Consider the following 13,606-nt stretch of genomic DNA (forward strand, 5'->3'; position numbering starts at 1 on the left):
GTCTCCGTGGAGACGCCTCCATCCCTTCCCTGATACACCCATCGCGTATCGCGCGCCGCTCAGGCGATTTCCCGGCGGCGTCAGGGCAGCAGGGCGCGGACCGCCTCCCGGACCGCCGGCAGGTCGACGTCCTCGGCCAGCGTCGCCTCGGTCGGCGCCGAGCCGCGCCGGTCGGACGGGGTGCCGCCGAAGAGGCCGCGGAAGACGGCGGGGTAGACGGTGACCCCGAGCAGCCGGGTGGCCAGGTCCGCCGCCGCGGCCCGGTCCAGGCGGTAGGCGGCGGCCAGGTGGTCGGTCAGCCCGTCGGTGACCGTGCCGATGAAGACCTGGTGCAGTTGGACGGCGGCCTCCGGCAGGTGCTCGGCCTCGCTGATGCCGAGCCGGCAGGTGCGGAGGATCGGCGGCCAGTCCAGCAGCTGGAGGAAGCGGGCGCAGAAGAGCGCCGCCGCCTCGGCCGGATCGTCCGCGCAGTAGTGGCCGGGGCTCCGCAGGGAGTCCTCGAAGAGCTCCTGGGAGCGCTCCACGATGGCCATGAACAGCGCCTCCTTCGTCGGGAAGTGGGCGTAGAGGGAGCGCTTGGAGGTGCTAGCGCGGGTGGCGATCGCGTCCATCGACGTGCGCTCGAAGCCGGACTCGAGGAAGGCCCACTTGGCCGTGTCGATGATGTGCTCGCGGAGCTCGGCGCCGCGTCTGGCCATGGGTTCGCCTCTTTCCTCGCCGGTTCCTTCCCTCTGCGCGAAGTAAACGGTACAGTTGAGTTTACTTCCTGGAGTTCCCGAACGCAGAGGAGTGCGTCCCCATGATTGTCGTCACCGGCGCCACCGGCCGAATCGGCACCCGGCTGCTGCCCCGACTGCTGGCGGGCGGAGAGCCCGTCCGGGTGGTCGTCCGCGACCCCGACCGGCTCCCCGCGGAGGTGCGCGAGCGGGTCGAGGTGGTCACCGGCTCGCACGGCGACCCCAAGGTCGCCGACCGCGCCTTCGAGGGCGCCGACTCCGTCTTCTGGCTGGCGCTCGCGTCCCCCACCGCCTCCGGCCCGTACGAGGCACTGGTCTCCTTCAGCATCCCCGGCGCCGAGGCGATCGTCCGGCACGGTGTCGAGCGGGTGGTCACCGTCTCCGCGCTGGGCCGCGAGGCGCAGCGGTACGCCGGGCTGGTCTCCGCCTCGCTCGCCATGGACGACCTGCTGCGCAGCACCGGCGCGCGACTGCGTGCGCTGGCACTGCCGGGCTTCATGGACAACCTCCTGTGGCAGCTCGAACCCCTCAGGCGGCAGGGCGTGTTCACCGGTGCCATGCCGGGTGACCTGCGGCTGCCCGCGGTGGCTGTCGGCGACATCGCCGACACCGCCGCCCGGCTGCTGCTCGACCACACCTGGACCGGGCAGGGCACTGTCGGCCTGATGGGCCCGGAGGACATCTCCGCCGACGAGATGGCCGCGGTCCTCACCGAGGTGCTCGGCCGGCCGATCCGCTACGAGCGGATCAGCCGCGAGGCGGAGCGGCAGGGCTACCAGGCCCACGGCTTCTCCCCGGCGATGGCCCAGAGCATGGTCGACATGGGGCTGGCCAAGGAGCAGGGCATCGACAGCATCCCGCCCCGCACCCCCGCGACCAGCTCCCCGACCACCTTCCGGCAGTGGGCCGAGGAGGTGCTCAAGCCGGCCGTCGAGGCGGCGTAGCCTGCCCCCATGGGCAGCAGCAGCGACACCGGCACGCTGCGCGGGGCGCGGGTACGCCTGCGCCCCGCGGTCGAGGCGGACGTCCCGGCGCTGGTCCGGATCCGGGCCGAGCCGGAGGTGCACCGGTGGTGGGGCGGCGGGGCGGACCTCGCCGCGAGCGTCGCCGAGGACCTCCGGACGCCGGGGACGGAGACCCTCGCCGTGGAGTTCGAGGGGCGGGTGGTCGGGGCGATCCAGTGGACCGCCGAGGAGGACCCGGACTACCGGCACGCGGGCATCGACGTCTTCCTGGACCCCGCCGTCCACGGGCGGGGGCTCGGTACCGACGCCGTGCGGACCCTGGCGCGGTACCTGGTGACCGAGCGCGGGCACCACCGGCTGACCATCGACCCGGCGGTGGCGAACGACGCGGCCGTCCGCTGCTACGCCAAGGTCGGGTTCCGGCCGGTCGGGGTGATGCGCCGGTACGAGCGCGGGCCGGACGGCACCTGGCACGACGGGCTGCTGATGGATCTGCTGGCGGAGGAGCTCACCGGCGAGGACCCGGAGCCTGGGAGACTCGGGGGATGAGCGACGTGGATCCGTATGTGTGGCTGGAGTCCCTGGACGGCGCGGACGGCGAGAAGGCGCTGCAGTGGGTGCGCGCCCGGAACGAGGAGACGATCGGCCGGCTGGCCGGCGGCGAGCGGTTCGGCAGGCTGCGGGACGGCCTGCGGGCCGTCCTCGACTCGGACGCCCGGATCCCCTGGCCGGTGCGGAGGGGCCGGTACCTCTACAACTTCTGGCAGGACGCCGGGAATCCGCGCGGGCTGTGGCGGCGGACCACCCTCGACGGGTACCGGGCCGAGGAGCCGGACTGGGAGATCCTCCTCGACGTGGACGCGCTGGCCCGGGAGGAGGGCGAGAACTGGGTGTGGGAGGGCGCCTCGCTGCTCTACCCGGACTACCGGCTCGGCCTGGTGCACCTCTCCCGGGGCGGCGCGGACGCGGCGGTGGTGCGGGAGTTCGACGTGCGGCGGCGGGCCTTCGTCGAGGACGGGTTCGTGCTGCCGGAGGCCAAGAGCCGGGTGTCCTGGATCGACGCGGACCGGGTCTACCTCGGCACCGACTTCGGCCCGGGCTCGCTGACCGAGTCCGGCTATCCGCGGACGGTGCGGGAGTGGCGGCGCGGCACTCCGCCCGAGGAGGCGGTGACGGTCTTCGAGGGCGCGGCGGAGGACGTCGCGGTGAGCGCCTACCACGACCCCATGCCGGGGCACGAGCGCGATCTGGTGTACCAGACCCTCGACTTCTACCGGTCGCGTCGGTATCTGCGTTCCCCCGAGGACGGCGTCCTGACGCTGCTCGACCTTCCCGAGGACGCCGGGATCGGGCTGCGCCGCGAGTGGCTGCTGGTGCGGCCGCGCTCGGCCTGGCGGGTCGGCGGGCGGGAGCATCCGGCGGGGGCGCTGCTGGCCATCCGCTTCGAGGAGTTCGCGGCCGGCGGGCGGGAGTTCGCGGTGCTCTTCGAGCCGGACGCCCACACCTCGCTGCGGGACTGGGCGTGGACCAGGAACCATCTGCTGCTGACCGTACTGGCGGACGTGCGCACCGAGTTGCGGCTGCTCACCCCGCCCGCCGGGGAGGGGGCCTGGGACTGCGCGCGGCTGCCCGCGCCGGAGGCCATGGCGTCGGTGGAGGTCCTGGACACCAGCCCGCTGGAGGACGACGAGTACCTCACCGTCACCAGCGGCTTCCTGACGCCGCCGACGCTGGGACGGGGGGTGGCGGGCCGCCCGGGCGAGCCGGGGGCGCCGGGCGAGCCGGTCGAGCCGCTGAAGCGGGCGCCGGCGTTCTTCGACGCGGAAGGGATGACCGTCGAGCAGCACTTCGCCGAGTCGGAGGACGGGACCCGGATCCCGTACTTCCTGGTCCGGCCGGCCGGGGCCGGAGCCGCCGCGCCCACGCTGCTCAACGGCTACGGGGGCTTCGAGGCGTCCAAGACGCCCGCGTACAACGCGCTGGTCGGCCGGGGCTGGCTGGAGCGCGGCGGCTGCTACGCCGTCGCCAACATCCGCGGCGGCGGCGAGTACGGGCCGGAGTGGCACGCGCAGGCCGTCAAGTCCGGCCGGCACAAGGTCTACGAGGACTTCGCGGCGGTGGCCGCCGACCTGGTCCGGCGGGGCGTCACCGCGCCCGCGCGGCTGGCCATCGAGGGCGGCAGCAACGGCGGGCTGCTGATGGGGGTGATGCTCACCCGCTACCCCGAGCTGTTCGGGGCGATCGCCGCCCAGGTGCCGCTGCTCGACATGCGGCGCTACCACCGGCTGCTCGCCGGGGCGTCCTGGATGGCCGAGTACGGGGACCCGGACGACCCCGCGGACTGGTCCTTCATCGGCGAGTACTCCCCGTACCAGCGCGTCCGGGCGGACGGCGACTATCCGCCGCTGCTGCTCACCAGCTCGACCCGGGACGACCGGGTGCATCCGGGGCACGCCCGCAAGATGGCCGCCCGGATGCTCGCCTGGGGCCACGACGTCCACTACTACGAGAACGTCGAGGGCGGCCACGGCGGTGCCTCGAACAACGAGCAGGCCGCCTTCGTGCGGGCGCTCGTCCTGGACTTCCTCTGGAATCGCACAACGCGCCCCGCTCGGTAGTCGGTTGGGGCCGGCCGTGGGGCGGCCGCCAGGTCCGATTTCCGCCAGCATCGGCCGGCCGGGGGCGGCAGAGTCGGTGGTGGAGACGGAGAGGAGGATCGCCGATGCGAACCACGCATACGACGTTCGACAGCCCGGTGGGCCCGCTGCTGCTCGTCGGGAGGAGGTCCGAGGAGGCGCCGGGCGGGCTGGTGCTCACCTCGCTGACCATGCCCGGGCAGCGGGGCGCGCCGGCCGTGCGGCCCGAGGACGCGGAGCCGGAGGCGTTCGGCGAGGTGGAGCGTCAGCTGGGCGAGTACTTCGAGGGTTCGCGAACCCGGTTCGACCTGCTGCTCGGCGGCGGCGGAACGGAGTTCCAGCGCCGGGTGTGGGCCGCCCTGGACGAGCTGCCGTACGGGGGGACGACCACCTACGGGCGGCTGGCCGAGCGGCTGGGGGTGCCGCCCGAGGAGGTGCGGGCGGTGGGCGCGGCGATCGGGGCGAACCCGGTCCTGGTGGTGCGGCCCTGCCACCGGGTGATCGGTGCGGACGGCGGTCTGCGCGGCTACGCCGGAGGGCTGGAGCGGAAACGGCGGCTCCTGGTCCACGAGGGCGCGCTGCAGCCCACACTGATCTGAGCGGGCGGGGTACGGCTGATGAGGATCGAGGACACCGGCGCCGCGGCCGTCCACCGGGTCGACTGGGCCGCGATCGGCGGCGAGTTGGACGCGTACGGCTGCGCCCTCACCCCGCCTCTCCTCACCCCCGGGCAGTGCGCCGAGCTGGCCGCGCTGTACGACCGCGAGGAGCTGTTCCGCACCGAGGTCGACATGGCGCGGCACCGGTTCGGCTCCGGGCGGTACCGCTACTTCACCCATGAGCCGCCCGAGCTGGTGGCGGCGCTGCGGGCGGCCTTCTACCCGCATCTCCTCGGCATCGCCCGGGAGTGGGCCGAGCGGCTGGGGCGGCCCGCGCCCTGGCCGGACGAGCTGGCGGAGTGGCTGGCCGCGTGCCACGCGGCGGGGCAGTCGAAGAGCGCGCAGATCCTGCTGCGCTACGGACCGGGGGACTGGAACGCACTGCACCGGGACGTCTTCGGCGAGCTGGTCTTCCCGCTGCAGGTGGTGATCGGGCTCGACCGCCCGGGCGCGGAACACGACTACACCGGCGGGGAGTTCCTCCTCGTCGAGCAGCGTCCGCGGGCGCAGTCCCGGGGCGTCGCCACCGTGCTGGAGCAGGGCTGCGGGCTGGTGTTCAGCACCCGCGACCGGCCGGTGCGGGGCAGCCGCGGCTGGATGGCCGGGCCGGTACGGCACGGGGTGAGCCCCGTGCGGTCGGGGCGGCGGCGCTCGCTGGGGCTGGTCTTCCACGACGCCTGAGGGCCCCCGCTTCCGCGAGGGCCCTCAGGTCTTCGTCTGTGCGCCGCCAGGGACTCGAACCCCGGACCCGCTGATTAAGAGTCAGCTGCTCTAACCAACTGAGCTAGCGGCGCCGGTCGACGTCGGAGACTCTACATCACCGCAGGCGGGGAGTGGTAATCGGGCGGTTCTGGACGGCTCAGGCGGGGCCTCGGGGCGGCTGCTACGGTAGGCGGTCACGCACCTGAAGATCGGGGGAGGGCCCATGTCCGAGCAGTCCGTGGACAGTGCGGACGCGGTGTCCGCCGAGTCCGTGCAGGCCGAGCTGGACCGGCTGCGGTCGAGCATCGACAACATCGACTCGGCCGTGGTGCACATGCTCGCCGAGCGCTTCAAGTGCACCCAGGAGGTCGGCCGGCTGAAGGCGCGGCATCAGCTGCCGCCCGCCGACCCGGCCCGGGAGGCCCGGCAGATCGCCCGGCTGCGGGCGCTGGCCGAGGACGCCAGGCTCGACCCGGCCTTCGCCGAGAAGTTCCTCAACTTCATCGTCGCCGAGGTCATCCGCCACCACGAGCGGATCGCCGAGGAGCGGCAGCAGGGCCGCCAGGCCTAGGAGGGCCTCTAACCACTTGCCCGGCGGCGGCTGGATGCCGCAGCATTGTCGACGGCTCTGTTGTCGGCGTGGGGAGTGGGCGTTGCTCGTCTGAGGTCGGGAGACACCGCGGCGGCGGGTACCTGTGGGTACCGCCGTCCTTTGAGGTGTTCCGCCTCGGCGATCGCTGCCGTTCCGCCCACTGGGCCGGTGTCTCCATACGTGTCGTGTCCCGTCACCGCGCGCACCGATGGAGCCGCTCATGTCTACCTCCGCACCCTTCACCGCCTCGGCCGCCGAGACCTCGTCCGGGCCCGCACTGGTGGTCACCGGCCTTGAGCACAGCTGGCCGAACGGCACGGTCGCACTGCCCCGCACCGACCTCTCCCTCGGCCCCGGCCGGACCGGCCTGGTCGGCCTCAACGGGGCAGGGAAGTCGACCCTGCTGAAGCTGATCGCCGGTGAGCTGACGCCGACCGCCGGCACCGTCCGGGTGGACGGCGGCCCGCTCGGCTACCTCCCGCAGGACCTCAACCTCTCCGCCGACACCCCGGTGGACGCGGTCCTCGGCATCGCCGAGCGGCGGGCCGCCCTCCACGCCATCGAGGCCGGCGACGCGAGCGAGGAGCACTTCACCGTGCTCGCGGACGACTGGGACGTCGAGGAGCGGGCGCTCGCCGAGCTGGCCCGGCTCGGGCTGGGCGCCGCCGAGGCCCCCGGGCTGCTGGACCGCAGGCTGGGCGAGCTCTCCGGCGGCGAGACGGTCCTCCTCGGGCTGGCCGGCCAGCTGCTGCGCCGGCCGCTGCCGGCCGTGCTGCTGCTCGACGAGCCGACCAACAACCTGGACCGGCGCGCCCGGGAGCGGCTCCACGCGGCCGTCCGCGACTGGCGCGGGGTGCTGCTGGTGGTCAGCCACGACCGGGAGCTGCTCGGCCTGGTGGACCGGATCGCCGAGCTGCGGCCGGAGGGGCTGCGGCTCTTCGGCGGGAACTTCGACGCCTACCAGGACGCCCTGGCCGCCGAGCAGGAGGCGGCCGAGCGGGCGGTCCGCAACGCCGAGGGCGACCTCCGCCGCCAGCAGCGCGACCTCCAGGAGGCGCACACCAGGAACGACCGCCGGGCCGCCTACGGCCGCAAGATGAACCTCCAGAAGCGCGAGCCGAAGATCGTCATGGGTAACCGGAAGCGGGCCGCCCAGGTCACCGCGGCCAAGCAGCGCGACCTCCACCAGGGCAAGGTGCGCGAGGCGAGGGAGCGGCTGGCCGAGGCGGAGTCCGCGGTACGGGAGGACCGGGAGATCCGGGTGGACCTGCCGGACACCGCCGTGCCGGCCGGCCGCACCGTCCTCACCGCGCGGGACCTGCGGCTGCCGTACGGGCGCGGGACGGTGCCGCGAGGGCTGGACCTCCACGGCCCCGAGCGGGTGGCGCTGGTGGGGCCGAACGGTGCCGGGAAGACCACCCTGCTGCGGCTGATCGGCGGGCGACTGGCGCCCGCCGAGGGCGAGTTGACCACCTGGGTGCCGGTGCGGACGCTGCCCCAGCGGCTGGACGGCGAGGTGCTGGACGACGAGCTGACGGTGGCTCAGAACGTCGCCTGGTTCGCGCCGGCGGCGCAGCCGACCGAGATCCGCGGCCGGCTGGCCCGCTTCCTCTTCCGGGGCGCGCGGGCGGACCGGCCGGTGGGCGCCCTCTCCGGCGGGGAGCGGTTCCGGGCCGCGCTGGCGGCGCTGCTGCTGGCCGAGCCGGCACCGCAGCTGCTGCTGCTCGACGAGCCGACGAACAACCTGGACCTGGCCAGCGTCCGGCAGTTGACGGAGGCGCTGCGCTCCTACCGGGGGGCTCTGATCGTGGTCAGCCACGACGAGCCGTTCCTCGCGGACATCGGCGTCACCCGCCGATGGGAGCTCGCTCCGGCGTGACGGCCGGGTCGTCGGACCGCCGGTCCCGGCGGTCCCGCAGGCCCAGGGGGCGGGCCAGGCCGAGGACCCCCTCGTCGATCCGCTGGAGGTGGCGGAGGACGCGGAGGGCGACGGTGGACTCCAGGCGGGTCTCGGCGGTGGTCGCGCCGTTCTCGCCGGGGCTGGTGGCCGGGTGGCCGTGGGCCGCCGGGCGCAGCAGCGCGGCGATGTTCGGGCCCGACTCCAGCGGCCGCGGCTCCGCCGGGCGGCCGTCGGACTCGACGAACTCGGCGAGGACGGTGAGGTTCCGGTGCAGCCGGCGCCCCGCCTCGGCGAGCCGCGGGTCCGCGCCTATCCGCAGCGAGCCCGGCATCAGCTGGGCCGTCGCGGCCAGGCTGCGCGCATGGTACGCGCAGGTCTCCAGCAGGCCCAGGGTGTACCTGGCCCGGCGCCGCCGGGTGCGCTGCGGGGCGGCGGGGTGGGTGAGCGGGGCCACCGAGGTCCGGTAGTCGTCCAGCGCGGCGTCCAGCTCCCGTGCGGCGTCCAGCAGGTCGGCTCCCGGCTGCTCGCCGGTGAGCTGGCCGAAGGAGCCGTCCAGGACGTCCCGCAGCCGTTCCAGGACGGTCGCCAGCTGCTCGTCCGCGCGCTCCCCGGTGCGGGTGGGGAGGACGACCATGGCGGCGATCAGTCCGGCCGCCGAGCCCAGCGCGGTCTCCTCGATCCGCAGCATCAGCACCGCGGGGGAGTAGGTGTGGAGGAGGGTGTAGAGCAGCCCGAGCATCGCGGTGACGAAGAAGGACATCAGCGCGTACGAGATCGGAGCCAGGAAGAACCCGCAGAAGACGCAGACGATGGCGAGGGTGAAGGCGGTCCAGGTGTTGTTGCCGACCAGGGTCGCCAGGCCGATCCCGGCGAACACCCCGCCGATCGTGCCGGCCAGCCTGCGGTAGCCCTTGACCAGGATCTCGCCCACCGAGGCGGTGTTGATGAAGACCACCCAGCAGGTGAGGACCGCCCAGTACCAGCGCTGCGAGGAGAGGAGCTCGCCGCCGAGGACCGCCATCGCCGAGCCGGCCACCGCCTGGCAGGCGGCCCGGGTGGTCGGCCGCTGGAGGCCGGTCGGCCCGGGGGTGTCCTGGTCCTTCTGCTCCTCCGCGGCCAGCGACAGGTCCTCGGTCTCCAGCTCCTCGCGGGAGCGGACGGTCTCCGGGGTGTCGTCGTCCCAGTCGGGCGCGTTGCCGAAGGCCAGCCGGACGCCGAGCATCGCGCGGGCGACCTCGCCGAGGGCCCGGAAGGCGTCCTGCACCTCGCGGTCGGTGTCCGGGACGTTCTCGTCGTCGCGGTAGCCGAGGAGGCGGTTGCGGGTGCGGGTGACCACCGGGAGCTCGTCGCCGGTCGGGCCGATCGGCCGGGCCACCAGGGCGCGCAGCGCGACCAGCTCGTCCAGCAGCTTCCTGACCGCCGGGTCGGCGAGGTGGGCGCCGGTGCCGTCCTCCAGCACCGCGTCCCGGCCGGGGGTGGGCAGCAGCTCGGGGAGGTGGAGGCCGAGGGTGATGGCGTCGAACGGGTGGCTCTGGGTGACCGCGCTCGACCCGGACGCGGTGGAGGCCTCGTCGCGGGCGTCGCCGTGCGGGCCGTTCGGGTCGTGCGGGCCGTTCGGGCTGTGCGGGTCGTGGGCGCCGTGGCCGCCGTGCGGGCCGGCCGGCGGGTCGGCGGCGGTCGCCGGCGCGGCCGGGCCGGGCTCGGGCGCCGGACGCAGCGCGTGGAGGACGATCACGCCGAGCCGCTCGGCGGCGATCTCGGCCTCGGCGATGCGGCGCTGGATCTGCGCGGCCGCCCCCGGGTCCTGGGTGCCGTCGTCCAGTCGCGCCTGGATCATCAGCGCGCACTGGTGCAGCCGGGCGGTGCGCCGCTGCAGCGAGGAGAGCGCGCGGTCCAGCGAGACCGTCCCCGGCGGCGCCTCGACCACGTCGCTCAGCGCCGTCAGCACGCCGCCGAGGCGGGCCCGGAAGGCCCGGCCTAGACGGCCCAGCACCCGCTGCGGAGTCGACCGGACCAGGCCGAACCGTACGAGGCCGGAGGAGGCGATGGCGAGGGCGAGGACGCCGTAGAACTGCGGCAGCTGCTCGGCCGTCACATGGGTGAAGAGCGAGACGAAGTAGAGCTGGAACCCGATCAGTCCGAGCCCGCGCCCGCGGGGGCCGTAGCGGCGGATGTACACCGCGACGAAGATCAGCGCGAGGAAGACCAGGTCGGTGACGACCCGGTTGGAGTGCAGCAGGGCCGAGAGCCCGGAGGAGGCGAAGGCGGTGGGCACGCACAGGCCGAGGGTGACCGCCTGGTCGCGCGGCAGCGCGTCGCTGATCGCGAAGGAGGCGGCCATCGCGCTCATCGCGCCCGCGACGAGGAGCGGCACCGGGGTGTGCAGGAGGGCGAGAGAGAGGAGGGTCAGCAGGATGCCGCCGACCGTGGTCAGCGCGCTGGAGAGCCGGATCAGTCCCGGGTCGCTCGCGCTGTATCGATCCCTCAGGTCGTCCCATGCGCTCTTGAGACGTTCCATTCCCCTGCTGGCACCCCTAGTCGGTCGTGATCGCCACTGACCACCATCCTGCCAGTAGCCACGCCCGGCACAGCTCTTCCGGTGTCCCGATCTTGTCGCAGTCGGGTCCCGGCTTCGACATTCCCGGGCCGGCGGGGTCCCCGCCGGCCCGGGCGCGTCAGGAGGTCAGAGCTGCGCGGCGGTCGCCCGCATCGAGACCGAGGACTTCTGGGCGCCGGCCCCGGGGACGCGCCGGCCGCGCAGCGAGGAGCCCGCGGTCTCCGGCATCAGCAGGATCGGGATCAGCGCGATCAGGCCCGCCGCGGTCATGTAGATGCCCGGCATGATCTTGATGCCGGTGGCGTCCATCAGCGCGGTGATCACCAGTGGCGCGGTACCGCCGAAGAGCGAGGTCGACACGTTGTAGCCGATGGCGAACGCGCCGTACCGCACCTGGGTCGGGAAGAGCGCCGGCAGCGTGGAGGCGATGCAGGCCAGCATGATCACCAGCAGCAGGCCGAGGACGGCCAGGCCGATCGCGGTCGCCACGAGGTTGTGCTGCTGCATCAGCAGCAGCATCGGGATGGAGAGCACGATGAAGCCGATGCACGAGGTCAGCAGTGCGGGCTTGCGGCCGATCCGGTCGGTGAGATGGCCGATCGGGGATATCACGATCAGCATGCCGATCATCACGAAGACCGGAAGGAGGTCCGCGGAGAGGGTGGACATCTTGAGCGCGGTCTTGAGGTAGCCCGGCATGTAGGTCAGCACGCCGTAGTCGGTGATGTTCAGCAGCAGGACGAAGCCCATCAGCAGCAGGATCGGCCGCCAGTGCTGCATGGTCTCCTTGAACGGGGCCTTGGAGGTCTCGCTGCGCTTGGCCAGCTCCTCGAAGACCGGGCTGTCCTCCAGGCGGGCCCGGAGGTAGAGGCCGATCGCGCCGAGCGGCAGGGCCACCAGGAACGGGATCCGCCAGCCCCAGGAGTCGAGGGTCTGCTCGCCCACCGCGGCGTCCATGACGGTCGCCATCACACCGCCGGCGGTGAGGCCGATCAGGGTGCCGAACTCCAGGAACGAGCCGTAGAAGCCGCGCTTCTTGTCCGGCGCGTACTCGGCCATGTAGGTCGCGGCGCCGCCGTACTCGCCGCCGGTGGAGAAGCCCTGCACCAGCCGGCAGAGGATCAGCAGGCCGGGTGCCCAGGCGCCGATCGCGGCATAGCTCGGCAGCACGCCTATCGCGGCGGTGGAGAGCGACATCAGGGTGATGGTGAGGACCAGCACCTTCTGCCGGCCTATCCTGTCGCCGAGCGGGCCGAAGAACATCCCGCCGAAGGGGCGGATCAGGAACGAGACCGCCAGCACGCCGTAGGTGGCGAGGAGTTGGGCCGCGGAGTCGTGGCTGGGGAAGAAGTTGTGGCCGATGGCGGTCGTCGCCAGGTAGCCGTAGACGCCGTAGTCGAACCACTCGATGGCGTTGCCCATGGCGGAGGCGGCCACCACGCGGTGGAGGCTCCCCTTGTCGACCGCGCGGATGCCGGCGCCGGCGGGCTCCGATGTTCCGGCAGAGGACTGCTGTGCGGCGGCCGATGCAGCCGCTGAACCGCCTGCCGTGGGCTGTCCGTTACCTCCCGTCGAGGAGTCGTCGGGCTCGGGAACCGCTGGGCCGCTCTGGGGGGAGTGCATACGCTCTGGCGCCTCCATTAGCAGGTGGTGTCGAGCAGCACCTGCTCGACCGGTCGGGGCGCGGATACCCGAGGAGGCGAGCGGCATGCGGAAGGTATGCCGAAGGTTTCACATTCTTCACGAATTGACTGATCGTCAGATTAGCTGACCCGGCGTTCAGGGCTTTCGGGCCACCACCAGATCGCGCACGATCGACTGGTCGACCCGGTGCTCGAAGCCGCGGTACGCCTCCGAGTCCCGCACCTCCAGGCCGGCCTCGGCGAGCACCCCGGCCAGCTCCTCCCGGCCGGCGACGTGGGTGTTCCAGGAGATGCCGATCGCCCCGCCGGGCCGCAGCAGTTCGGTCCAGACCGGGACGGCCGCGCGCAGCAGCGCGGTCGGCGAGCGGTCGAGCCGGGGGCCGCCCTGCCCGCCGCCCTGCCCGCCGCCTCCCGGCCGGCTGCCGTGCTGGACGCCGTACGGGGCGTCCGTCACCACCAGGTCGAAGGAGGACGGCCGGAAGAACTCGCGGGCCTGCAGGGTGTCCGCGTTCACCACCTCCAGGCCGATCACCTCACCGCGCTTGTACCGCTCCTTGTCGGCGCCGATGCTCGCCTGGAAGCGGCGGCCCAGCGTCCGCTTGTTCCGGCGGATCGGGCCCGACTCGGCCTGGTGCTTGAGCCGGCTGTGCTTCAGCCAGGTGCGGAGGAACAGCGCGTAGGCGTCGAAGTCCTGGGCGTCCACGTCCATCCCTGCGCTGTCCAGGCCGTACATCAGGGCCTGGTTGAGGGTGGTGCCGCGGCCGCACATCGGGTCCAGCACCCGCAGCGCGCGGTCCAGCAGCGCCTGCGGTCGGTCGGTCGCCATCGCCGTGACGTTCAGCAGCAGCTTGGTGAAGTCCTCGTTGGTCTTGCCCGAGTACTTCTGGATGGTCAGCAGGTCGGAGGAGAAGAGGTCGAGCGGCCGGGCGGTGACCGGGCGCAGAGTCCCGGCCTCCCGGTCGTATGCGAACAGGGCGTAGAGCGAGGAGAGGTTCGCCAGCAGCCGGAGCTCACCCTCCGTCAACTCGCCCTCGCCGTCCGTGGAGAAGGTGACGTACGGCACACCGCCGAGCTCGGCGGTGCCGACGCCGGTGAGGCGGCCGCCGAGCGCGCGCTCGTTGAAGACGCCGAGCTCCGCCTGGACGAGGGCGAGCGCGGCCTGCGAGTAGACCCGGTTGTGCGACGGCCGCACGAGGAAGGCGTAGTCGGTCATGC

11 protein-coding genes and 1 tRNA gene are annotated in these 13,606 nt (G+C 73.4%); 7 read left to right on the forward strand and 5 right to left on the reverse strand.

All coding sequences use genetic code 11. The features are described 5' to 3' along the window. Positions 1 to 80 precede the first annotated feature (80 nt). The gene (locus tag BS73_RS24975) at positions 81 to 698 is read right to left on the reverse strand and encodes a TetR/AcrR family transcriptional regulator (protein ID WP_037576131.1); all 618 of its coding nucleotides are present in this window, start codon (positions 696 to 698) and stop codon (positions 81 to 83) included. Between the two features lie 101 nt (positions 699 to 799). Here BS73_RS24975 and BS73_RS24980 point away from each other — a divergent pair, with 101 nt between their 5' ends. The 5 genes from BS73_RS24980 to BS73_RS25000 all read left to right on the forward strand — a co-directional run bounded on the left by BS73_RS24980 (position 800) and on the right by BS73_RS25000 (position 5,678). Further along, positions 800 to 1,681, forward strand: a complete 882-nt coding sequence (locus tag BS73_RS24980) for an NAD(P)H-binding protein (protein ID WP_037576134.1) — start codon at positions 800 to 802, stop codon at positions 1,679 to 1,681. A gap of 9 nt (positions 1,682 to 1,690) precedes the next feature. Next, complete coding sequence (locus tag BS73_RS24985) at positions 1,691 to 2,251, forward strand: GNAT family N-acetyltransferase (protein ID WP_037576137.1); 561 nt, start codon at positions 1,691 to 1,693, stop codon at positions 2,249 to 2,251. Beyond that, complete coding sequence (locus tag BS73_RS24990; RefSeq protein WP_037576141.1) at positions 2,248 to 4,320, forward strand: prolyl oligopeptidase family serine peptidase; 2,073 nt, start codon at positions 2,248 to 2,250, stop codon at positions 4,318 to 4,320. Before BS73_RS24985 ends, BS73_RS24990 begins: the two co-directional genes overlap by 4 nt. Before the next feature lie 104 nt (positions 4,321 to 4,424). Continuing rightward, the gene (locus BS73_RS24995; protein WP_037576143.1) at positions 4,425 to 4,937 is read left to right on the forward strand and encodes a methylated-DNA--[protein]-cysteine S-methyltransferase; all 513 of its coding nucleotides are present in this window, start codon (positions 4,425 to 4,427) and stop codon (positions 4,935 to 4,937) included. A gap of 18 nt (positions 4,938 to 4,955) precedes the next feature. Then, complete coding sequence (locus tag BS73_RS25000; RefSeq protein ID WP_037576146.1) at positions 4,956 to 5,678, forward strand: 2OG-Fe(II) oxygenase; 723 nt, start codon at positions 4,956 to 4,958, stop codon at positions 5,676 to 5,678. 39 nt (positions 5,679 to 5,717) lie between these two features. Here BS73_RS25000 and BS73_RS25005 read toward each other — a convergent pair. Beyond that, a tRNA-Lys gene (locus BS73_RS25005) sits at positions 5,718 to 5,791 on the reverse strand. 131 nt (positions 5,792 to 5,922) lie between these two features. On the opposite strand from BS73_RS25005, the gene BS73_RS25010 reads away from it, so the two are divergent. Together BS73_RS25010 and BS73_RS25015 are read left to right on the forward strand one after the other, a co-directional pair. Beyond that, positions 5,923 to 6,270, forward strand: a complete 348-nt coding sequence (locus BS73_RS25010; RefSeq protein WP_037576149.1) for a chorismate mutase — start codon at positions 5,923 to 5,925, stop codon at positions 6,268 to 6,270. A 241-nt stretch (positions 6,271 to 6,511) separates the two neighbouring features. Further along, on the forward strand, positions 6,512 to 8,170 hold the full coding sequence (locus tag BS73_RS25015) for an ABC-F family ATP-binding cassette domain-containing protein (protein WP_051940483.1): 1,659 nt from the start codon (positions 6,512 to 6,514) through the stop codon (positions 8,168 to 8,170). On the opposite strand, the gene BS73_RS25020 is transcribed toward BS73_RS25015, so the two are convergent. From BS73_RS25020 to BS73_RS25030, 3 genes are all read right to left on the reverse strand, one after another. Next, positions 8,139 to 10,709 (reverse strand): FUSC family protein, encoded by a 2,571-nt coding sequence (locus tag BS73_RS25020; protein WP_051940485.1) that lies wholly within the window; start codon positions 10,707 to 10,709, stop codon positions 8,139 to 8,141. The genes BS73_RS25015 and BS73_RS25020 overlap by 32 nt on opposite strands. A gap of 165 nt (positions 10,710 to 10,874) precedes the next feature. Continuing rightward, complete coding sequence (locus BS73_RS25025) at positions 10,875 to 12,188, reverse strand: MFS transporter (protein WP_200886729.1); 1,314 nt, start codon at positions 12,186 to 12,188, stop codon at positions 10,875 to 10,877. Between the two features lie 339 nt (positions 12,189 to 12,527). Further along, on the reverse strand, positions 12,528 to 13,604 hold the full coding sequence (locus tag BS73_RS25030; RefSeq protein WP_037576152.1) for a TRM11 family SAM-dependent methyltransferase: 1,077 nt from the start codon (positions 13,602 to 13,604) through the stop codon (positions 12,528 to 12,530). Between the last annotated feature and the right edge of the window lie 2 nt (positions 13,605 to 13,606).

It is taken from the genome of Phaeacidiphilus oryzae TH49, from assembly GCF_000744815.1.
Taxonomy (GTDB): domain Bacteria; phylum Actinomycetota; class Actinomycetes; order Streptomycetales; family Streptomycetaceae; genus Phaeacidiphilus; species Phaeacidiphilus oryzae.

Excerpts from the sequence above, each read along its gene's own strand:
- BS73_RS24975 (WP_037576131.1), bottom strand. The coding sequence starts at position 698 with ATGGCCAGACGCGGCGCCGAGCTCCGCGAGCACATCATCGACACGGCC.
- BS73_RS24980 (WP_037576134.1), top strand. The coding sequence starts at position 800 with ATGATTGTCGTCACCGGCGCCACCGGCCGAATCGGCACCCGGCTGCTG.
- BS73_RS24985 (WP_037576137.1), top strand. The coding sequence starts at position 1,691 with ATGGGCAGCAGCAGCGACACCGGCACGCTGCGCGGGGCGCGGGTACGC.
- BS73_RS24990 (WP_037576141.1), top strand. The coding sequence starts at position 2,248 with ATGAGCGACGTGGATCCGTATGTGTGGCTGGAGTCCCTGGACGGCGCG.
- BS73_RS24995 (WP_037576143.1), top strand. The coding sequence starts at position 4,425 with ATGCGAACCACGCATACGACGTTCGACAGCCCGGTGGGCCCGCTGCTG.
- BS73_RS25000 (WP_037576146.1), top strand. The coding sequence starts at position 4,956 with ATGAGGATCGAGGACACCGGCGCCGCGGCCGTCCACCGGGTCGACTGG.
- BS73_RS25010 (WP_037576149.1), top strand. The coding sequence starts at position 5,923 with ATGTCCGAGCAGTCCGTGGACAGTGCGGACGCGGTGTCCGCCGAGTCC.
- BS73_RS25015 (WP_051940483.1), top strand. The coding sequence starts at position 6,512 with ATGTCTACCTCCGCACCCTTCACCGCCTCGGCCGCCGAGACCTCGTCC.
- BS73_RS25020 (WP_051940485.1), bottom strand. The coding sequence starts at position 10,709 with ATGGAACGTCTCAAGAGCGCATGGGACGACCTGAGGGATCGATACAGC.
- BS73_RS25030 (WP_037576152.1), bottom strand. The coding sequence starts at position 13,604 with ATGACCGACTACGCCTTCCTCGTGCGGCCGTCGCACAACCGGGTCTAC.